At 74.7% G+C, this 20,333-nt stretch carries 15 protein-coding genes; 10 read left to right on the forward strand and 5 right to left on the reverse strand.

The window, feature by feature from the left end; all coding sequences use genetic code 11:
• Nucleotides 1–33: 33 nt before the first annotated feature.
• On the reverse strand, nt 34–1,626 hold the full coding sequence (locus OG309_RS22770; protein WP_329423284.1) for a DUF5691 domain-containing protein: 1,593 nt from the start codon (nt 1,624–1,626) through the stop codon (nt 34–36).
• Nucleotides 1,627–1,676: 50 nt separating this feature from the next.
• Nucleotides 1,677–3,026, reverse strand: coding sequence for an SWIM zinc finger family protein (locus OG309_RS22775; RefSeq protein ID WP_329423285.1), 1,350 nt, complete (start codon nt 3,024–3,026; stop codon nt 1,677–1,679).
• Between the two features lie 137 nt (nt 3,027–3,163).
• Here OG309_RS22775 and OG309_RS22780 point away from each other — a divergent pair, with 137 nt between their 5' ends.
• The 5 genes from OG309_RS22780 (at nt 3,164) to sucD (ending at nt 10,467) form a co-directional block, all read left to right on the forward strand.
• Entirely contained in the window at nt 3,164–4,351 is a 1,188-nt protein-coding gene (locus OG309_RS22780; RefSeq protein WP_329423286.1) for an ATP-binding protein, read from the forward strand.
• The gene (locus OG309_RS22785) at nt 4,348–6,816 is read left to right on the forward strand and encodes a DUF5682 family protein (protein WP_329423287.1); all 2,469 of its coding nucleotides are present in this window, start codon (nt 4,348–4,350) and stop codon (nt 6,814–6,816) included. The genes OG309_RS22780 and OG309_RS22785 overlap by 4 nt, the downstream gene beginning before the upstream one ends.
• The gene (locus tag OG309_RS22790; RefSeq protein WP_329423288.1) at nt 6,813–7,982 is read left to right on the forward strand and encodes a VWA domain-containing protein; all 1,170 of its coding nucleotides are present in this window, start codon (nt 6,813–6,815) and stop codon (nt 7,980–7,982) included. Before OG309_RS22785 ends, OG309_RS22790 begins: the two co-directional genes overlap by 4 nt.
• A gap of 404 nt (nt 7,983–8,386) precedes the next feature.
• Entirely contained in the window at nt 8,387–9,565 is a 1,179-nt protein-coding gene (sucC, locus tag OG309_RS22795; RefSeq protein WP_329423289.1) for an ADP-forming succinate--CoA ligase subunit beta, read from the forward strand.
• 17 nt (nt 9,566–9,582) lie between these two features.
• Nucleotides 9,583–10,467 (forward strand): succinate--CoA ligase subunit alpha, encoded by an 885-nt coding sequence (sucD, locus tag OG309_RS22800; RefSeq protein WP_329423290.1) that lies wholly within the window; start codon nt 9,583–9,585, stop codon nt 10,465–10,467.
• A gap of 111 nt (nt 10,468–10,578) precedes the next feature.
• Here the strand turns inward: sucD and OG309_RS22805 are convergent, their stop codons facing one another.
• Nucleotides 10,579–11,943, reverse strand: a complete 1,365-nt coding sequence (locus OG309_RS22805; protein WP_329423291.1) for a sigma factor-like helix-turn-helix DNA-binding protein — start codon at nt 11,941–11,943, stop codon at nt 10,579–10,581.
• A 128-nt stretch (nt 11,944–12,071) separates the two neighbouring features.
• On the opposite strand from OG309_RS22805, the gene OG309_RS22810 reads away from it, so the two are divergent.
• Nucleotides 12,072–13,715, forward strand: a complete 1,644-nt coding sequence (locus tag OG309_RS22810; protein WP_329423292.1) for a cell division protein PerM — start codon at nt 12,072–12,074, stop codon at nt 13,713–13,715.
• Nucleotides 13,716–13,765: 50 nt separating this feature from the next.
• On the opposite strand, the gene OG309_RS22815 is transcribed toward OG309_RS22810, so the two are convergent.
• Entirely contained in the window at nt 13,766–14,464 is a 699-nt protein-coding gene (locus OG309_RS22815; protein ID WP_329423293.1) for a hypothetical protein, read from the reverse strand.
• Nucleotides 14,465–14,692: 228 nt separating this feature from the next.
• On the opposite strand from OG309_RS22815, the gene purN reads away from it, so the two are divergent.
• The 3 genes from purN to OG309_RS22830 all read left to right on the forward strand — a co-directional run bounded on the left by purN (nt 14,693) and on the right by OG309_RS22830 (nt 18,561).
• On the forward strand, nt 14,693–15,319 hold the full coding sequence (purN, locus tag OG309_RS22820; RefSeq protein ID WP_329423294.1) for a phosphoribosylglycinamide formyltransferase: 627 nt from the start codon (nt 14,693–14,695) through the stop codon (nt 15,317–15,319).
• The gene (gene purH, locus OG309_RS22825; protein ID WP_329423295.1) at nt 15,297–16,868 is read left to right on the forward strand and encodes a bifunctional phosphoribosylaminoimidazolecarboxamide formyltransferase/IMP cyclohydrolase; all 1,572 of its coding nucleotides are present in this window, start codon (nt 15,297–15,299) and stop codon (nt 16,866–16,868) included. Before purN ends, purH begins: the two co-directional genes overlap by 23 nt.
• Nucleotides 16,869–17,112: 244 nt before the next feature.
• Nucleotides 17,113–18,561, forward strand: a complete 1,449-nt coding sequence (locus OG309_RS22830) for a DUF2079 domain-containing protein (protein WP_402545395.1) — start codon at nt 17,113–17,115, stop codon at nt 18,559–18,561.
• 84 nt (nt 18,562–18,645) lie between these two features.
• Here OG309_RS22830 and OG309_RS22835 read toward each other — a convergent pair whose 3' ends face one another.
• Nucleotides 18,646–19,236 carry a hypothetical protein gene (locus OG309_RS22835; protein WP_329423296.1) on the reverse strand — a complete coding sequence of 197 codons (591 nt, stop codon included), beginning with the start codon at nt 19,234–19,236 and terminating at the stop codon, nt 18,646–18,648.
• A 236-nt stretch (nt 19,237–19,472) separates the two neighbouring features.
• Between OG309_RS22835 and OG309_RS22840 the strand changes: the two genes are divergently transcribed.
• Nucleotides 19,473–20,333, forward strand: a complete 861-nt coding sequence (locus OG309_RS22840) for a bifunctional methylenetetrahydrofolate dehydrogenase/methenyltetrahydrofolate cyclohydrolase (RefSeq protein WP_329423297.1) — start codon at nt 19,473–19,475, stop codon at nt 20,331–20,333.

The following is a 20,333-nucleotide window of genomic DNA, read 5'->3' on the forward strand; positions in this document are numbered from 1 at the left end:
GACGCGCCGCCCGCCCTTCTCGTGCCCCCGGTCTCAGGCCTCCGTCAGCTCCGCGTGCATCGCCGCCCGCAGCTCCAGCGTCGCCACGAGCCGCTGGAAGGCCTCCGACCAGTAGCCGCCGGCGCCCGGGGAGGCGTCCTCCGCCTCGGCCGGAAGAGTGGTCAGCGCGGCGAGCTGCGGCACGGTCTCCGGGGAGAGGCAGCGCTCGGCCAGGCCCATCACCCCGCTGAAGCTCCACGGGTAGCTGCCCGCGTCCCGGGCGATGTCCAGGGCGTCGACCACCGCCCGGCCCAGCGCCCCCGACCACGGCACCGTGCACACCCCCAGCAGCTGGAACGCCTCCGACAGGCCGTGCGCCGCTATGAACGAGGCCACCCAGCGGGCCCGCTCCTCCGCCGGGAGCGTCGACAGCAGCTTGGCCCGCTCCGCGAGCGAGGACGTGCCCGGGCCGGTGGCCTGCGGGGCCGCCGGGGCGCCCAGCAGGGCCCGCGACCAGTCCGCGTCCCGCTGCCGCACCGCCGCCCGGCACCAGGCGGCGTGCAGTTCGCCCTGCCAGTCGTCCGTGACCGGCAGCGCCACGATCTCCTCGGGCCGCCGCCCCCCGAACCGGGCCGGCCAGCAGTGCAGCGGCGCGGCCTCGACGAGCTGGCCGAGCCACCAGGAACGCTCGCCCCGGCCCGTCGGCGGCGTGGCCGTCACCCCGTCGTGCTGCATGCCCGCGTCGCACTCGTGCGGCGCCTCCACGACGATCGCCGCCGCCCCCTGCGTGCGGTCCAGGGACACACACGACGCGGCCCGCTCCGCCATCCGCGCGGCCAGTGCCGACCCCGGCAGGGCCGAGAGCAGCTCGGCGGCCGTCGCGCGCACGTTGCGGCTGCGGTCCGAGAGCGCCGCCTCCAGGAACTCCTCGTCCGCCCCGGACAGGCCCGCGCGCAGCGAGTCCAGGAACATCAGCCGGTCCTCCGCCCGCTCGGCCCCCCAGGTCGAGGCCAGCAGCGCGCGGCCCGCCGCCGGGTCCTGTGCCCGCACCGCGGTCAGCAGCGCCACCCGCTCCGCGAACAGGCCCTCCTCCCACAGCGCCGACACGGCCTCCGCGTCCCCCGGGTCGGGCAGCGCGCCACCGCCGCCCGCACCGCGCAGCGCGAACTTCCACTCCGGGTTGAGCCGGGCCAGCCACAGCCCCCGGGGCCCGGCGAAGGCCAGCGCCTGGGGCCGCAGATCGGTCCGGGCGCGGGCGGCGTCGAGCAGCGCGGGCAGGGCCGCCGCCGGAGCGCGGTATCCCCGCTCGTGCGCCGCGGCAAGCCACTGCGGCAGCAGCTCCGTCAGATCCGGTGCCGACCCGCGCCGCCCCCCGGAAGGCGCGGGCGCGGCCCGGCCCGCGAGCAGCCGGGCCAGCCGGCGCCGGGCCGCCTCGGGCAGCGGTCGGCGCCCGTCCTCCGGCGCGGCCTCCAGCGGAGCCGCCGCGGGCCCGGGCCGCAGCCCCGCCCGGCGCCGCACCGTGTGCGTCGCGGCGGCGCCGAGCAGCGCGACGGGCGCCGCGTCCCCGGAGGCACCCCCGTGCGGTCTGCGGTCGGTGCCCAGCAGCGCCGACGTGACGAGCTCTTCCCAGACGTCCTTGGCCACCATGGCCTCCTCCAGAAGTGGGTTCCGAGACGGATCGGGGCGGGTGCCGGGCGTCAGACCAGCGGCACCGTCTCCCCGGGGGCGTCCCGGGACCAGGCGGCCAGCGGGGTGAAGCCCTGGTGGCCGCACTCGCCGAAGACCGTGAGCGGCGCGCCGCCCGACAGGGCCACCAGACGCCACAGGCCCGGCCGGGCCTGGGCGGCGCGGGTCAGCGGCACCGCCTCCCGCTCCGTGCCCCGGGCGTCCGCCAGCTGCCAGCCGTACTCCGCGCGGGCCGGTACGACCTCGGCCAGGGTCACCGGCCAGGCGTCCAGCCACGGATCGTCGCGCAGCGCGAGTCCGTACGCGGTGAGCGCCGCGCCGACCGTGCCGCCGCGCGGCGGGGGACCGGACGGCGCGGGGACGCCGAACTGCTCGACCAGCTCCGCGCGGAGCCCGCCCCCGCCCTCGTACGGCCGCAGCTCCGCGTCGAGCACCGCCCCGACGGGGAAGGCGAGCTGCGGCGCGCGGCCGCCCGCCCCGAAGGAGAGGACCAGCGCCGTACGCCCGCTCGTCTCCCCGTGCAGCCATATGCGGCGGGTCGTCAGCTTGGCGTCCGCCGCGTCGTACTGCGCGAGGACCAGCCAGTGGTCCCGCAGCACCGGGCCGCCCGGCGGGGCCGTCAGCCCCACCCGGGTCCGCACCGTCGCCGCCAGCGGGCCGGGCAGCCGGTCGGCCGACAGCCAGGCCCGGTCCAGGAGATGGGTCAGCGCGCACTCCTCCAGGAGCCGCACCGGCCAGCCGGGACCCGAGCCCGCCACCGCCCCCAGCTCCCGCACCCGGCCCGCCAGGCCCGGGGCCTGCGCGTCGACCATGCGGGCCGCGGTCTCCTCCCACAGCGCGGGCCCCGACCGCTCCGCCGCGGCGAGACCACCGCGCAGCAGATCGGCCAGCCGCTGCTCCAACTCCAGCGCCCCCGCGCTGATCCGGGCCGCCCGCCGCTCGGCACGGCGGCGCGCCGCCTCCGGGTCGGCCGGCCCCGTCTCCGCCGACGCCGCGGCGGCCTCCGCCCGGCCCCGCCGGCCCGCGAGCCACGTCTCGGCCCAGTCCGGCGCCCCGGCGGCGCCCGGGCCCGACGGCACGCCGCCGCCGGACCAGAGCAGCAGCAGCCCCAGCGCGTGCTTGCACGGGAACTTCCGGCTCGGGCAACTGCATTGGTACGCCGGGCCCGTGGTGTCCACGACCGTCCGGTACGGCGTGCTGCCGCTGCCCTTGCACAGGCCCCAGACGGCCCCCTGGCCGCCGCTGCCCGCGCCGGACCACGGACCGGCCGCGCCCAGCTTGCTTCCCGCTCTGCGTGAGGCGTCGTCAGGAGCCAGTGCCAGCACCTGATCCGCCGTCCAGAGCGCCCCCTGTTCGTCCATGTGACCGACCGTACGACCCTCCACTGACAAACGCGCCCACCTGCGGATTCCACAGCCGGTCCGGCGGCCGGGCCGATTGTCAGTGGCATGGTGCACCGTGGTTCGCACAGCAGGTCGAACGATCTGGAGGGGGACCCATGACCCTGCCCGAAACCACCACGGACACCACCGCGAGCGCCGTCGTGAGTACGGCCGCGACCACCGCCCGGGGCATCTCCGCGGACATCTCCGCGGACGGCACCGGCGGCGAGGTGCTGCGGCCGCACGCCGAGGACGCCTTCGGCCACGAACTCGCCGCGCTCGCCGCCGCCGACGACCGGCCGCGCCCCACCCGCTGGCGGCTCTCGCCGTGGGCCGTCGCCACCTATCTCCTCGGCGGCACGCTGCCCGACGGCACCGTCATCACACCCAAGTACGTCGGCCCGCGCCGCATCGTCGAGGTCGCCGTCACCACCCTCGCCACCGACCGGGCCCTGCTCCTGCTCGGAGTCCCCGGCACCGCCAAGACCTGGGTCTCCGAGCACCTGGCCGCGGCCGTCAGCGGCGACTCCACCCTCCTCGTCCAGGGCACGGCCGGCACGCCCGAGGAAGCCATCCGGTACGGCTGGAACTACGCCCAGCTGCTCGCCCACGGCCCCAGCCGCGCCGCGCTCGTGCCCAGCCCCGTCATGCGCGCCATGGCCCAGGGCATGACCGCCCGGGTCGAGGAGCTCACCCGTATCCCGGCCGACGTGCAGGACACCCTCATCACGGTGCTCTCCGAGAAGACCCTGCCGATCCCCGAGCTGGGCCAGGAGGTGCAGGCCGTCGGCGGGTTCAACCTCATCGCCACCGCCAACGACCGCGACCGCGGCGTCAACGAGCTGTCCAGCGCCCTGCGCCGCCGCTTCAACACCGTCGTGCTGCCGCTGCCCGCCACCCCCGACGCCGAGGTCGACATCGTCGCCCGGCGCGTCGACCAGATCGGGCGCTCCCTCGACCTGCCCGCCGTGCCCGAGGGCGTCGAGGAGATCCGCCGGGTCGTCACCGTCTTCCGCGAACTGCGCGACGGGGTCACCACCGACGGGCGCACCAAGCTCAAGTCCCCCTCGGGGACCTTGTCCACGGCCGAGGCGATCTCCGTCGTCACCGGCGGCCTCGCCCTCGCCGCCCACTTCGGCGACGGCGTGCTCCGCTCCGCCGACGTCGCCGCCGGCCTCCTCGGCGCCGTCGTCCGCGACCCGGCCGCCGACCGCGTCGTGTGGCAGGAGTACCTGGAGACGGTCGTCCGCGAGAGAGACGGCTGGAAGGACTTCTACCGCGCCTGCCGCGAGGTGACGGCGTGACCCGACCCGACGCCCCGGCGGGGCCCGCCCCCGGGCCCCTGCTGCTCGGGGTGCGGCACCACGGGCCCGGTTCCGCGCGGGCCGTGGCCGCCGCCCTGGACGCCGGGCGGCCCAAAGCCGTCCTGATCGAGGGACCGCCCGAGGCCGACACCCTCGTCGCGCTCGCCGCCGACGAGGGGATGCGGCCGCCCGTCGCGCTGCTCGCGCACGCCGTCGACGACCCGGGACGCGCGGCGTTCTGGCCGATGGCCGAGTTCTCGCCCGAGTGGGTCGCCCTGCGCTGGGCCCTCGACCACGGCGCCGAGGTCCGCTTCGTCGACCTGCCCGCCGCCCACACCCTCGCCGCGCCCGAACCGGCCCCCGACGAGGACGGCAGGGGCCGGGGACCGCGCGTCGACCCCGTCGCCGAGCTCGCCCGCGCCGCCGGATACGACGACGCCGAGCGCTGGTGGGAGGACGTGGTCGAACTGCGCGGCAGCACCGACCCCTTCGCCCCCTTCGAGGCCCTCGCCGAGGCCATGGGCGCCCTGCGCGAGGCGTACGGACACGGCGGACACCCGCGCGACCTGGTGCGCGAGGCCCACATGCGGCTGCGCCTGCGCGCCGCGCGGAAGGAGTTCGGCGACGACCTCGCCGTCGTCTGCGGCGCCTGGCACGTGCCCGCGCTGCGCCGCGCGACCACCGTCACCGCCGACCGGGCCCTCCTCAAGGGACTGCCCAAGGTCAGGACCGAGCTGACCTGGGTGCCCTGGACCCACCGCCGGCTCGCCCGGCGCTCCGGCTACGGCGCGGGCATCGACGCGCCCGGCTGGTACGCGCACCTGTTCACCGCCCCCGACCGCCCGCTCGAACGGTGGATGACCAAGGTCGCCGGCCTGCTCCGGGCCGAGGACCTGGCGGTCTCCTCCGCCCATGTCATCGAGGCCGTCCGGCTCGCCGACACCCTCGCCGCGATGCGCGGGCGCCCGCTCGCCGGGCTCGGCGAGACCACCGACGCCGTCCGGGCCGTGATGTGCGACGGCTCCGACGTCCCCCTCGACCTGGTCCGCGACCGGCTCGTCGTCGGCGACGTCCTCGGCGGCGTCCCGGACGGCGCCCCCGCCGTGCCGCTCCAGCGCGACCTCGCCCGGCTCCAGCGCGGCCTGCGCCTCAAGCCCGAGGCCGAGCCGCGCGAGCTGGAGCTCGACCTCCGCAAGGACAACGACGCCGCCCGCAGCCGGCTGCTCCACCGGCTCAGGCTGCTCGGCGTCGACTGGGGAGCGCCCGCCGCCGGGCGCGCCTCCACCGGCACCTTCCGGGAGAGCTGGCGGCTGCGCTGGGAGCCGGAGCTGCACGTGCAGGTCGCCGAGGCGGGCGTGTGGGGCACCACCGTCGAGGCCGCGGCCACCGCGAGGGCCGAGGCCCGCGCCGTGGCCGCGCGGGACCTCGCCGCGCTCACCGCCCTCGCCGAGCAGTGCCTCCTCGCCGGGCTCACCGAGGCCCTGCCCGCCGTCCTCGCGGCGCTCGCCGACCGCGCCGCGCTCGACAGCGACGTCGCCCACCTCGCCCAGGCCCTGCCCGCCCTCGCCCGCTCCCTCCGCTACGGCGACGTACGCGCCACCGACACCACCGCCCTGCGCGAGGTCGCCGCCGGACTCGCCGAACGCATATGCGTCGGCCTCCCGCCGGCCTGCTCCGGCCTCGACACGGACGCGGCCACCGAGATGCGCGCCCGCCTGGACGCCGTCCACACGGCGATCGCCCTCCTCCCGGAGGGGCCCCGACCGGACGCCGCGGAGCGGGGCGACACGGAGCCGGACGCCGCGGAGCCGGGCGACGCAAGGCTGGGCGAGGCAGAGCCGGACGCCGCACAGCCCGAAGCCACCCTCGCCTCCCAGCCGCCGCCCCCCACCGGCCGTACCAGCCCTACCGCCCCTACCGCCCCCACTGCCCTCACCGCCCCCACCGCCCCCCTGCTGGTCGAGCGCTGGGCCGGGGTCCTGCGGCGGCTCGCCGGGCGGGAGCGCGTGCCCGGGGTGCTGCGGGGCCGGGCCACGCGGCTGCTGCTGGACGAGGGGCGGCTCGGGGAGGACGAGGCGGCCCGGCTCATGGGGCTCGCGCTCTCGCCCGGCACCCCGCCCGCCGACGCCGCCGCCTGGATCGAGGGCTTCGTCGGGGGCGCCTCCGGCGGCGGCCTGCTCCTCGTCCACGACGAACGGCTGCTCGCCCTCGTCGACGGCTGGCTCGGCGCCGTACCCGCCGACGCGTTCACCGACGTGCTGCCGCTGCTGCGGCGCACGTTCTCGGCGTACGAGCCCGGGGTGCGCCGCACCCTCGGCGAGCTCGCCGCCCGCGGCCCCGCGGCCGGCGGCCCCACCCCGGCCGGCGCCGCGACCCCCGGCTTCGCCACCGCCCTCGACCAGGAGCGCGCCGACGGCGTCCTGCCCCTGCTGCACCTCATCCTCGGCACGGAGGCCCCCGCATGACCCTCAGCCCCGACCGGCAGGAACCGGACGGCGAGCGCCTGCGCCGCTGGCGGCTCGTCCTCGGCGGCGGCGCGGCCGACGGCACCGGCCACGCCCTCACCGGCACCGACGCCGCCATGGACGGCGCCCTCACCGCGCTCTACGACCGGAAGAAGGGGGACCAGGACACCGGCCGCGACCGCTCGGCCGGGCTCGGCGGCTCGGCGCCCTCCGTCGCCCGTTGGCTCGGCGACATCCGGACGTACTTCCCCGGCTCCGTCGTCCAGGTGATGCAGCGCGACGCGATCGACCGGCTCGGGCTCGCCACCCTCCTCCTGGAGCCCGAGATGCTGGAGGCCGTCGAGGCGGACGTCCACCTCGTCGGCACCCTGCTCTCCCTCAACAAGGCGATGCCGGAGACCACCAAGGACACCGCGCGGGCCGTCGTCCGCAAGGTCGTCGACGACCTGGAGAAGCGGCTCGCCACCCGCACCCGCGCCACCCTCACCGGCGCGCTGGACCGCTCGGCCCGGATCAGCCGGCCCCGCCACCGGGACATCGACTGGGACCGCACCATCCGCGCCAACCTCAAGAACTACCTCCCCGAACACCGCACGGTCGTCCCCGAGCGCCTCGTCGGCTACGGCCGGGCCTCGCAGTCGGTGAAGAAGGAGGTCGTCCTCTGCATCGACCAGTCCGGCTCCATGGCCGCCTCCGTCGTCTACGCCTCCGTCTTCGGCGCCGTCCTCGCCTCCATGCGCGCGATCGCCACCCGCCTGGTCGTCTTCGACACCGCCGTCGTCGACCTCACCGACCGGCTCGACGACCCCGTCGACGTCCTCTTCGGCACCCAGCTCGGCGGCGGGACGGACATCAACCGGGCGCTCGCCTACTGCCAGTCGAAGATCACCCGCCCCGCCGACACCGTCGTCGTCCTCATCAGCGACCTCTACGAGGGGGGCATCCGCGACGAGATGCTGAAGCGGGTCGCCGCGATGAAGGCCTCCGGAGTGCAGTTCGTGTCCCTGCTCGCCCTCTCCGACGAGGGCGCGCCCGCCTACGACCGGGAGCACGCCGCCGCGCTCGCCGCGCTCGGCGCCCCCGCCTTCGCCTGCACCCCCGACCTCTTCCCGGAGATCATGGCCGCCGCCCTGGAGAAGCGTCCGCTCCCGGTACCCGAGGCCTGACCGGGGCGGCAGGAGGTGCGGAATCCGTCGTGCGTGCGCCACCCGGTCGGGTGCCCGGGACCCGACTGAGGTCCATATCACAGTCGCGTCCCGGTACCCCTCACCCCGCGCCCCGGCGCGCCGTGAGGGCCACAACCCCCGCTCCCTGCCTGGCGCAAGGGCGTCCGGGGCACCCGTGGTCCCCTCCACGGAACGCCCCACCACCCCTACGTTCTGTGACCCGTATCACCGCTCCGTTGTGATCTGCGATTTAGGGACCAACGGCCCACGGGGATAACCTGCGAGACGGACATGCCGCGTCCACGGACACCGTGTACGCCTCCCTAGTGACAGCGCAGTCACGTTGCCCTTCGCGGCACGCCCACGCAGACAACGAACCGCGATCATCTAGAAAAGGGACGCGCGTGGACCTGTTCGAGTACCAGGCGAGGGACCTCTTCGCCAAGCACGGTGTACCGGTGCTGGCCGGTGAAGTCATCGACACGCCTGAGGCGGCGCGCGAGGCCACCGAGCGGCTTGGCGGAAAGTCGGTCGTCAAGGCGCAGGTGAAGGTCGGCGGCCGCGGCAAGGCCGGCGGCGTCAAGCTGGCCGCCACCCCGGACGAGGCCGTCGCCCGCGCGACGGACATCCTGGGCATGGACATCAAGGGCCACACGGTCCACAAGGTGATGATCGCGGAGACCGCTCCGGAGATCGTCGAGGAGTACTACGTCTCGTACCTCCTCGACCGCACCAACCGCACCTTCCTCGCCATGGCCTCCGTCGCCGGTGGCATGGACATCGAGGAGGTCGCCGAGAAGACCCCCGAGAAGCTGGCGAAGGTGCCGGTCGACTCCAACAAGGGCGTCGACATCGTCAAGGCCCGCGAGATCGTCGCCCAGGCGCAGTTCCCGGCCGAGGTCGCGGAGCAGGTCGCCGAGGTCCTCGTGACCCTGTGGAAGACCTTCGTCGCCGAGGACGCGCTCCTCGTCGAGGTCAACCCGCTGGCCAAGGTCGCCTCCGGCGACATCCTGGCCCTCGACGGCAAGGTGTCCCTCGACGAGAACGCCGACTTCCGTCAGCCCGAGCACGAGGCGCTCGAGGACAAGGCCGCAGCCAACCCGCTCGAGGCTGCCGCCAAGGCCAAGGGCCTCAACTACGTGAAGCTGGACGGCTCCGTCGGCATCATCGGCAACGGCGCCGGCCTGGTCATGTCGACCCTGGACGTCGTCGCGTACGCCGGTGAGAACCACGGTGGCGTGAAGCCGGCCAACTTCCTCGACATCGGTGGCGGCGCCTCCGCCGAGGTCATGGCGAACGGCCTGGAGATCATCCTGGGCGACGAGGACGTCAAGTCCGTGTTCGTCAACGTCTTCGGTGGCATCACCGCCTGTGACGAGGTCGCCAACGGCATCGTCCAGGCCCTGGAGCTGCTCGCCTCGAAGGGCGAAGAGGTCACCAAGCCGCTGGTCGTGCGCCTCGACGGCAACAACGCCGAGCTGGGTCGCAAGATCCTGTCGGACGCCAACCACCCGCTGGTTCAGCGCGTGGACACCATGGACGGTGCGGCCGACAAGGCCGCCGAGCTCGCGGCTGCGAAGTAAGGGACGAGGACACAGCCATGGCTATCTTCCTCAACAAGGACAGCAAGGTCATCGTCCAGGGCATGACCGGTGCCACGGGCATGAAGCACACCAAGCTCATGCTGGGTGACGGCACCAACATCGTCGGTGGCGTGAACCCGCGCAAGGCCGGCACCTCCGTCGACTTCGACGGCACCGAGATCCCGGTCTTCGGCACCGTCGCCGAGGCGATGAAGGAGACCGGCGCCAACGTCTCGGTCCTCTTCGTCCCGCCGGCCTTCGCCAAGGCCGCCGTGGTCGAGGCGATCGACGCCGAGATCCCGCTCGCCGTGGTCATCACCGAGGGCATCGCCGTCCACGACTCCGCCGCGTTCTACGCGTACGCCGTGGAGAAGGGCAACAAGACCCGCCTCATCGGCCCGAACTGCCCCGGTCTCATCACCCCGGGCCAGTCCAACGCCGGCATCATCCCGGGCGACATCACGAAGCCGGGCCGCATCGGCCTGGTCTCGAAGTCCGGCACGCTGACGTACCAGATGATGTACGAGCTCCGTGACCTCGGCTTCTCCTCCGCCGTCGGCATCGGTGGCGACCCGGTCATCGGCACCACGCACATCGACGCCCTGGCGGCCTTCGAGGCCGACCCGGACACCGACCTGATCGTCATGATCGGCGAGATCGGCGGCGACGCCGAGGAGCGTGCGGCCGACTTCATCAAGGCCAACGTCACCAAGCCGGTCGTCGGCTACGTCGCGGGCTTCACCGCGCCCGAGGGCAAGACCATGGGCCACGCCGGCGCCATCGTCTCCGGCTCCTCCGGCACCGCCCAGGCGAAGAAGGAGGCCCTGGAGGCCGCGGGCGTCAAGGTCGGCAAGACCCCGACCGAGACGGCCAAGCTGGCGCGCGCGATCCTCGCGGGCTGAATCCAGGCACAGCGGTAGGCGGCCGGTCCGGCCGAGCCGACCGTACGCGAGCGGGCCCCGCCCCTCCCGGGAGACCGGGTGGGGGCGGGGCCCGCTCGTTCTCGCGCGGCGTTACTCCGCTCGGGGGATCAGGCGCTCCGGGCCGGGGTTCGGCTCGGACCGCAGCCGGTCCCGCAGCTCCCTGTCCTCCGGGCCCAGCTTCTGCGGGCCGCCGCGGACCGGGACGCCCTCGACGACCTCGCCGGGCGCGTTCACCGGGATGTAGCGGGTCGGCGCGGTCGACACGGTGAAGGCCGTGGCGCAGATCAGCGCCGCCGTCACCCCGAAGACGGCCCTGGTCAGCAGCCGGGACCGGCGCTCGCTGCCGCTGCGCACGCTGCGCGCCGCGGGCAGGGTCGCCGTCGGCGCCTCCGCGACGAGGGCGCTCAACCGTCGCTGCAGGGCCTCGGGGTCGGCCAGACCGGGGACCCGCTGCCCGATGACGGTACGGGCGTGCAGCAGCCGGTTCCCGGCCGCCGGGGTGCTGGCCTCGGTCTCCGCCGCCGTCTCGGGCAGGTCGAGGCCGAGCCCGTCGTAGAGCAGGACGGTCCGGCGGTACGGGGCCGGCAGCTCCAGGAGCGCCATGAGCAGGGCGCGCCGGGAGGCCTCGGTGGGTGCGGAGTCCGGGTGCCGGTGGCGGCGCCGGAAGCGGTGCCACGGGGAGAGCGCGTACTCGTACGCGGCGGCGCGCACCCAGCCGACCGGGTCCCGGTCGACGGCGACCTCGGGCCAGTGCTGCCAGGCGTGGTGAAAGGCCTGCTCGACGGACTCGCGGGAGAGGCTGCGGCGCCCGGTGAGCAGGTAGGTCTGGTGCACGAGGCCGGGCGCGGCGTACGCGTACAGCGCGTCGAAGGCCTGCTCGGGCGTGAGCCCGGGCTCGACGACGAGGGGTTCGGCGCCGAGCGCACCGACGCCGAGCGGCTCGACGCCGAGCGGTGCGTCGGGGTCCGGGGTCTCGGCCACCGCCGCCCCGGCGGGCTCCGCGGCCGGTTTCAGCCGCTCCTGGTGGGACGCGGGGACCTCGGGGGCCGTCCGGGTGACGCGGGGGGCCTGGCGAGAGGTGACCGGCTGTGCGGCGGGTGCCGCCTGCGCCGTCGGCGCCGGGGCCTTCGCCGCGGCCGCCGGAGCCGGGGCCGGTGACTTGGGCGGCCGGGCCGGGCCCTTGGCGGCCGGGCGGGGGCGGGTGGCGGCGGGGGCCGGCCGGGCGGGCTTCTCCGTACGGGGCGCGGTGGGCTCCTCGTACACGCCGAGCAGCTTCGCGTACGCCTCGCGTTTGCGTCCCCTGGGGGCGCTGCGGCCGGTCTCCCAGGAGCGGACGGTGGCGCGGGTGACGCCCATGGCCTCCGCGACCTGCTCCTCGCTCAAGGAGAGGGCCTCGCGGAGGCGTCGCTGCTCCTTGGGGGAGGGCAGCGAGACGGTCGGGCTCGTGGGGCTCATCGGTGTCGACCTCCCGCGATCAGCCGGTGCAGCTCTGGGCCGAAAAGTACATAAACGTATCTTGAGCGACACAACGGCCATTCGCCTGTTACGCGGGCAAACCGCGTGTCGCTGGCAGCATGGGCCCCGTGACGCAAGTGACCGAGCACCACCCGCCGTTGTCACCCGACGCCCCGGTCCAGGGAGCCCGTACCGCCGCCCTGGCCACGGCTTTCGTGCGCGGCGGGGTCGCGGCGGGCCTCGGGCTCGGCGCGCTCGCCGTCCTCGTGACGGCGGCCTGGATCGCCTCCCCGTTCCCGGACAGCGGCCCCGGCGGGGCCCTGCACACCGCCGCCGGCCTCTGGCTGCTGGCCCACGGAGCCGACCTGCTCCGCACCGGCACGACGAGCGGGGTCGCCTCCCCCCTCGGCGTCACCCCGCTGCTGCTCACGGCCCTCCCGCTGTGGCTCGCGCACCGGGCCGCCCGGGACACGCTGGACGCCGGCGACGGGCGCCCGGCTCCTTCCACCGCGGGGGCCGTGGCCGCCGTGTCGGGGGGATATCTGCTGGTCGCGGCCGTAGTCGTGGTCTACACGGAGAGCGGGACGCTGCCCGCCGACCTGCTCGCCACCGGAGTCTGGACGCCCCTGTCCGTGGTGGCCGCCGCCTCGGCGGGCGCCTGGACGGCGCACGGCAGGCCGCTGCCGGGCCGGGTGGAGACCGTCGTGGCCCTGCGTTCCGCGGGACTCGCGCTGGCCGTCCTGCTGTGCGGCGGCGCGGCGCTCGCGGCCGTCTCGCTGCTCTGGCACGTCGGCGACGCCCGGGTCTCCCTGGACGGTCTCGCGGGGGAGTGGTCGGGGCGGGCGGCCGTCCTGCTGCTCGTCCTGGCGCTGTTGCCGAACGCGGTCGTGTGGGGCATGGCGTACGGCCTCGGCCCCGGCTTCTCCGTCGGTACGGGTGCGCTGGTCACCCCGCTCGGCTTCGCCGGCACCCCCGCCGTGCCCGACTTCCCGCTGCTCGCCGCGCTGCCCGCCGAGGGCCGGGGCATGTGGCTGCACTGGACGGCCGCGGTGGTCCCGGTCGCCGCCACGCTGCTGCTCGGGCACCGGGTGGGCCGGGCGGCCCGTGCCTGGCCGGTCCGCGAGGCGGTCCGGGCCGCGCTCGTCGCCTCGTGGGCGTGCGGGGTGGCGGTGGCGCTGCTCGCGGCTGCGGCCGGAGGCCCGCTCGGCACGGGGCGGCTCGCCTCCTTCGGCCCGGTGTGGTGGGAGGCGGGCGCGGCGGCGGTGCTGTGGGGGTCGGCGCTCGGCGTTCCGACGGCGCTGGCCGTACGGTCCTGGGGCCTGCGCGGCCGCGGGCGGGGAGCGGCGGCCCTGGCGGCGGCCAAGGGCGTACCGGTCGCGGCCGGAGCGGCGGTCCTGGCCCTCCTGCCGCTGCCCCTTCCCGGACCGGCCGAGGCGGTGCAGGACCCCCGGGGCACCGGCAAGGGCGCCGGGTCCGACGACCCCGCGGGCCCCGCCGACGCCACCCGCTCCGCCGCGGGCACGCCCGGCGCGGCCCCGCCGGGCGCGCTCGCGGCCCTGGACGCGCTGGAAGCCCTCGACGACCTCGACGAGGGCACGGGCGACGACGCGTACGGCTTCCTGCCCGCCGCGTGGGAACCGCCGGCGGAGCCCCGGAGCCAGGGGCGGGACCGGGACCGGGACCGGGAGCAGGACCAGGACCGGGAGCAGGACCAAGGCCCGGAGCAGGGCCCGGAGCAGGGCCCGGAGCAGGGCCCGGAGCAGGGCCCCTGACCCACTCCCCTCCCCCTACTCCCGCAGCCGGCTCCTCTGGCTCACTGCTCCTACTCGCGCACTCCGAAGGTGTCCTGCAGCGGCTTCGGCAGCAGGTCGTTGCAGGCCAGCTGGGCCTGCGTGGTCAGGGCGTCGTCGCGGCACTCGTAGAAGTCCCGGTAGACGAGGTGCATCGCGAAGCCGCTCGCGACGATCGCCAGGGCCACCGCGGACGCGACCAGGCCGCTGATCGCCGAGGTCCGCTTCGAGCGGGCCGCTCCGGCGGCCGCCGCGACCTGGACGGGCGTCGGCGGGCCGTCGATGCCCTCCGGCGCCTTCACCCGCGCGCGCAGGGCGCTGATCGCCCAGTACAGGCCGAGGGCGCCGAGCAGCAGGGCCAGCTCCGGGATGTTGAAGATCGCGAAGAAGAACGCCCACATGCCCGAGAGCACCGCGTACCGCGCCCGCCGCTGCGCCGGGTCGGTCGGATCCCAGCGCAGGCCGGGGCCCTGGCCGCCCTCGGGCCCGCCCGGTCCGCCGCCCTGCCCGCCCGAGGGCTGCTCCGGGCGTCGGCCCCAGCCGTCGGAGGAACGCCCGGGCTGGCTGCTGCTCCAGCCCGGACCGGACGTCGGACCCGACGTCGGACCGTCCGCCGGGCCGTCGGCGTGGTCGGAGCCCTCGGGGCGCCGCGGCTGCCACGGCTGGTCCGGCTGCCCCTCCGGCGGCGGCGCGAACGGGTTGTTGTCGTTCGTGGACTGGCGATCCGGCATGTGCTGGACGTCTTCCCTCTGTCTGTCGTGCGCGGGTGTGGCCTGCTGTGGCGTGGCTGTGGCGTGTCGTCGGACCTTGACGCTACCCCCCGGCCCCGCCCCCGTCCCGTGGGGGCCGTCCGGTGTGCCGGTATCGTTGCTGACGGCCGAGCCCTTCGTAGGGTTCCCCGTATCGCGGGATGCGATTCGTTCGTACGACCGCACAAACACCACGGAAAGAGTGACCCAGTGGCTGCCGCCCGCCTCGTCGTCCTGGTCTCCGGCTCCGGCACGAACCTTCAGGCCCTGCTCGACGCCATCGCCGCCGACCCCGAGGGGTACGGCGCCGAGGTCGTCGCCGTCGGGGCCGACCGCGACGGGATCGCCGGCCTGGAGCGGGCCGAGCGGGCCGGGCTGCCCACCTTCGTCTGCCGGGTCAAGGACCACGGCACCCGCGAGGAGTGGGACCGTGCGCTCACCGAGGCCACCGCCGCCCACGAGCCGGACCTCGTCGTCTCGGCCGGATTCATGAAGATCGTCGGCAAGGAGTTCCTCGCCCGCTTCGGCGGCCGCGTGGTCAACACCCACCCGGCGCTGCTCCCCAGTTTTCCCGGTGCCCATGGGGTGCGCGACGCCCTCGCCTACGGGGCGAAGGTCACCGGATGCACCGTCCACTTCGTCGACGACGGCGTCGACACCGGCCCGATCATCGCCCAGGGCGTGGTCGAGGTGCGGGACGAGGACGATGAGGCCGCGCTCCACGAGCGCATCAAGGACGTCGAGCGCTCGCTGCTCGTCGAGGTCGTGGGGCGCCTCGCCCGCAACGGCTACAGCATTGAGGGACGAAAGGTTCATGTCGGTGAACGACACCGTTAAGCCCATCCGCCGCGCGCTGGTCAGCGTCTACGACAAGACGGGGCTCGAAGAGCTGGCCCGCGGACTGCACGAGGCCGGGGTCGAGCTCGTCTCCACCGGCTCCACCGCCTCGAAGATCGCGGCGGCCGGCGTCCCGGTCACCAAGGTCGAGGAGCTCACCGGCTTCCCCGAGTGCCTGGACGGCCGCGTCAAGACCCTCCACCCGCGCGTGCACGCCGGCATCCTGGCCGACCTGCGCCTGGAGTCGCACCGCGAGCAGCTGGCCGAGCTGGGCGTCGAGCCCTTCGACCTGGTCGTCGTGAACCTGTACCCGTTCCGCGAGACCGTCGCGTCCGGCGCCACCGCGGACGAGTGCGTCGAGCAGATCGACATCGGCGGCCCCTCCATGGTCCGCGCCGCCGCCAAGAACCACCCGTCCGTGGCCATCGTCACCGAGCCCGGCGCCTACGGCGCGGTCCTCGACGCGGTCAAGGAGGGCGGCTTCACGCTGGCGCAGCGCAAGCGCTTCGCCGCCCAGGCCTTCCAGCACACCGCCGCGTACGACGTGGCCGTGGCCTCCTGGTTCGCCGACGCCGTCGAGTACGGGGCCGCGGCGGACGACAGCGGCTTCCCCGACTTCCTGGGCGCCACCTACACGCGCAAGAACGTCCTGCGCTACGGCGAGAACCCGCACCAGGGCGCCGCGCTCTACGTCGACGGCACGGGCGGCCTCGCCGAGGCCGAGCAGCTGCACGGCAAGGAGATGTCCTACAACAACTACACGGACACCGACGCCGCGCGCCGGGCCGCGTACGACCACGCCGAGCCGTGCGTCGCGATCATCAAGCACGCCAACCCGTGCGGCATCGCGATCGGCGCGGACGTGGCGGAGGCGCACCGCAAGGCGCACGCCTGCGACCCGCTCTCCGCGTTCGGCGGCGTCATCGCCGTCAACCGCCCGGTGTCGGTCGCGATGGCCGAGCAGGTCGCCGAGATCTTCACCGAGGTCATCGTCGCCCCGGCGTACGAGGACGGCGCGGTCGAGGTCCTGGCCAAGAAGAAGAACATCCGCGTGCTGCGCGCCGAAGGCGCCCCGGCCAACCCGGTCGAGGTCAAGCCCGTCGACGGCGGTGCCCTGCTCCAGGTCACCGACCGGCTGCAGGCCGAGGGCGACGACCCGGCGCACTGGACCCTCGCCACCGGCGACGCGCTCTCCGCCGAGGAGCTCGGCGAGCTCGCCTTCGCCTGGAAGGCCTGCCGCGCGGTCAAGTCCAACGCGATCCTGCTCGCCAAGGGCGGCGCCTCGGTCGGCGTCGGCATGGGTCAGGTCAACCGCGTCGACTCCGCGAAGCTGGCCGTCGAGCGGGCCGGCGAGGAGCGCGCACGCGGCTCGTACGCCGCCTCCGACGCGTTCTTCCCCTTCCCGGACGGCCTGGAGATCCTGACCGCCGCGGGCGTGAAGGCGGTCGTGCAGCCGGGCGGTTCGGTCCGCGACGAGCTGGTCGTCGAGGCGGCGGCGAAGGCCGGCGTGACGATGTACTTCACGGGGACGCGCCACTTCTTCCACTGAGCACTGAGCGCTGAGCGCTGAGCAGTGAGCACCGAGGGCCCGCCGGTACGCGTCGCGTACCGGCGGGCCCTTGCTGTGCCGTTCGGAATCCACTGACAGGCGCTGACAGGCGCTGACAGGCACTGACAGGCGACGAGATCGGTGCCATCCCATCACGTCAATGTGATGTCCGTCACATCGGATCATCTTTCGGGTGGCTCTGGTCTAATGGGTTGCTCTTTTGTCGGCGGTCCCTGGGGGCGCGGTGTTGGATGTCCGGAACGGATCCCTGGCGGAGACCTCCGCCCCCGAGGCGGGCGGCGCACCGCCGGGCGGGCTCGCGGTGGCGCCCCTGCGCCCGTACGCGATCCTCGCGGGCGTGCTGTGCGCGCTCTACTTCCTGTACTCCTGGGTCCAGTACACGCAGTTCCGCAACCCGTCCTGGGACCTCGGGATCTTCGAGCAGTCGGTCCGGGCCTACGCCGAGCTGCGCGCCCCGATCGTCGACATCAAGGGCCCCGGCTTCCTCATACTCGGGGACCACTTCAGCCCGGTGACCGCGCTCCTCGCACCGCTCTACTGGGTCTGGTCCTCCCCCCTCGCCCTGCTCTTCGCGCAGGCGGCGCTCTTCGCCGTCTCCGCCGCCGTCGTCGGCCGCACCGCCCAGCAGGTGCTCGGCAGCCGGGCGGCCGGCATCGGTCTCACCGTGGCCTACGGCCTCTCCTGGGGCCTCCAGGAGGCCGTCAAGTCCGACTTCCACGAGATCGCCTTCGCCGTCCCGCTGCTCGCCCTCACCTGCCGGGCCCTGCTCCTCGGGCGCTGGACCGCCGCGGCGGCCTGGGCGGCGCCGCTCGTCCTCGTCAAGGAGGACATGGGGCTCACCGTCGCCATGGTCGGCGCGGTCCTCTTCGTGAAGGGTCGGAAGCGGCTCGGCGCCGCACTGGCCGGTTTCGGGGTGGCGTTCTTCGCGCTCACCGTGCTCGTCCTCATCCCGGCCGCCAGCAAGGTCGGCCAGTACGACTACTGGGCCAAGATCGAGAAGACCGGCGAGGGCGCGGACGTCTCCCTCCTCGACTCGGTCCTCGGCGCCTTCGGGCCCGGCGACAAGTGGGAGATGGTCTTCTTCCTCGTCGGCATCACCGGCTTCCTCGCCCTGCGCTCCCCGCTGATGCTGATCGTCCTGCCGACCCTCGCCTGGCGCTTCCTCTCCCAGGACCCCAACCACTGGGGCATGGTCTGGCACTACAGCGCCATCCTCATGCCGGTCGTCTTCCTCGCCCTGGTCGACGCCGTCCGTGCGGTCCGCACCTCGCCGCGCCCCTGGCTCGTCGCGTACGGGAGGGTCGTCGTCCCCGTCGTCACCGCGATAGCCGTCGTGCACGCCCTGGACCTGCCGCTGCGCGAGCTGCTCCGCTCCGAGACCTACCGCACCGACGCCCGCACCCTGGACGCGCGCCGCGCGGTGGCCGCGGTGCCGGAGGGGGCCAGCGTCGAGACGAACGTGACGCTCATGGCGCACCTCACCGCGGACCACCAGGTCTACTGGGTCGGCGGCGCGACCGGCGTCAGCCCCGACTACCTCGCCCTCGACCTCGACTCCGGCTGGTCCCAGCCCGTCACCGACCCGGTCCGGCTGGCCTCCCAGCTCCACCCGGAGGCGCGCTACGCGATCGCCGCGCAGTCGGGGCAGTTCGTGGTCCTGAAGCGGGGCTAGCCGCCCCCCCCCGTACGCGGAAGGGGCCCGGTTCCAGGACGGAACCGGGCCCCTTCGCCGTACGGGGATCCGTACGGCCGTGGATCAGTACTGCTGGCGCTGGCGGTTGAACCAGGCCGAGCCGTCGCCCTTGGCGCACATCACGATGATGATGACGCCCAGCGCGAGGCTGACGACGCCCAGCGGCAGCGAGAAGATGCTGAACAGCACGATGAAGGCCGCGTACACGATGGAGCAGATGCGCACGCCGTTGCCGCCGGACTTGAACTTGGCGGCGAGGACCATGCCGAGGACGGCGAAGATGATCGAGAAGATGCCGACGCCGATCATCAGGCCCTGGCCCAGGTCCGCGAACGCCTCGGCGTCCGCGGTGGACGCGCCGGACTTCTCCAGCTCGCTGTTGAGCGCGAAGGAGAAGACGATGGCGCCGAGGCCGCCCAGCAGGTTGAGGCCGCCGATGATCCACAGCATCACGCGGGCCGCCTTCACCCCGCCCGGCATCTCCGTCGGGCCGGCCGGGAAGCCGCCGTACTGGTTGACCGGCGGGGCCGCCGGGTAGCCGTAGCCCTGCTGCGGCGGGACGCCCTGGGGGGTCTGCTGCGGGTAGCCGTAGCCGGGCTGCTGGCCGCCCTGGGGCTGCTGGCCGTAAGGGTTGTTCGGTTCGCCGAAGCTCATCGAGGGGTTCCTCCGAGGAAGTCGTGCGGGGACGACGCGGTCCGCGCGGAGGAAGTTGCACCACGTGTTTCACCACATATGAGCGGTTTTGCCCCCCGGCACTGCCCGCGGCACTGCGCGGATCATCGTCGTCAATGCGGCGACTGCTTGTCCAGTCGATACGCAGCGGAGTTGTGCAAGTGCAACCATCCGTTCCGAATTGGAAACTGCGGGGGGTCATCCGGGAGGATGGCCGCATGAGCGCCCAGATTCTCGACGGCAAGGCCACCGCAGCCGCGATCAAGTCCGATCTGACCGCCCGTGTGGCGGCCCTCAAGGAGCGGGGCGTCACGCCCGGTCTCGGCACCGTCCTGGTCGGCGACGACCCGGGCAGCCAGAAGTACGTCGCCGGCAAGCACCGCGACTGCGCCCAGGTCGGCATCGCGTCCATCCAGCGCGAACTGCCCGCCACCGCCACCCAGGAGGAGATCGAGGCCGTCGTCCGGGAGCTCAACGAGGACCCCGACTGCACGGGCTACATCGTCCAGCTGCCGCTGCCCAAGGGCATCGACGAGAACCGCATCCTGGAGCTGATGGACCCGGCCAAGGACGCCGACGGCCTGCACCCGACCAACCTCGGCCGGCTGGTCCTCAACGAGCCCGCCCCGCTGCCCTGCACCCCGTACGGCATCGTCCGGCTGCTGCGCGAGCACGGGGTGGAGATCAACGGCGCCGAGGTCGTGGTCGTCGGCCGTGGCGTCACCATCGGGCGCCCGATGCCGCTGCTGCTGACCCGCCGCTCCGAGAACGCGACGGTCACCCAGTGCCACACCGGCACCCGCGACCTCTCCGCGCACCTGCGCCGGGCCGACATCATCGTCGCCGCGGCCGGCGTGCCCCACCTGATCAGGCCGGAGGACGTGAAGCCGGGAGCCGCCGTCCTCGACGTCGGCGTCTCGCGCAACGGCGAGGGCAAGATCCTCGGCGACGTCGACCCCGGTGTCGCCGAGGTCGCCGGCTGGATCTCGCCGAACCCCGGCGGCGTCGGCCCGATGACCCGCGCCCAGCTCCTCGTCAACGTCGTCGAGGCCGCCGAGCGCGCGGCCGGGGTGCTCTGA

The organism is Streptomyces sp. NBC_01268, assembly GCF_036240795.1.
Classification (GTDB): domain Bacteria; phylum Actinomycetota; class Actinomycetes; order Streptomycetales; family Streptomycetaceae; genus Streptomyces.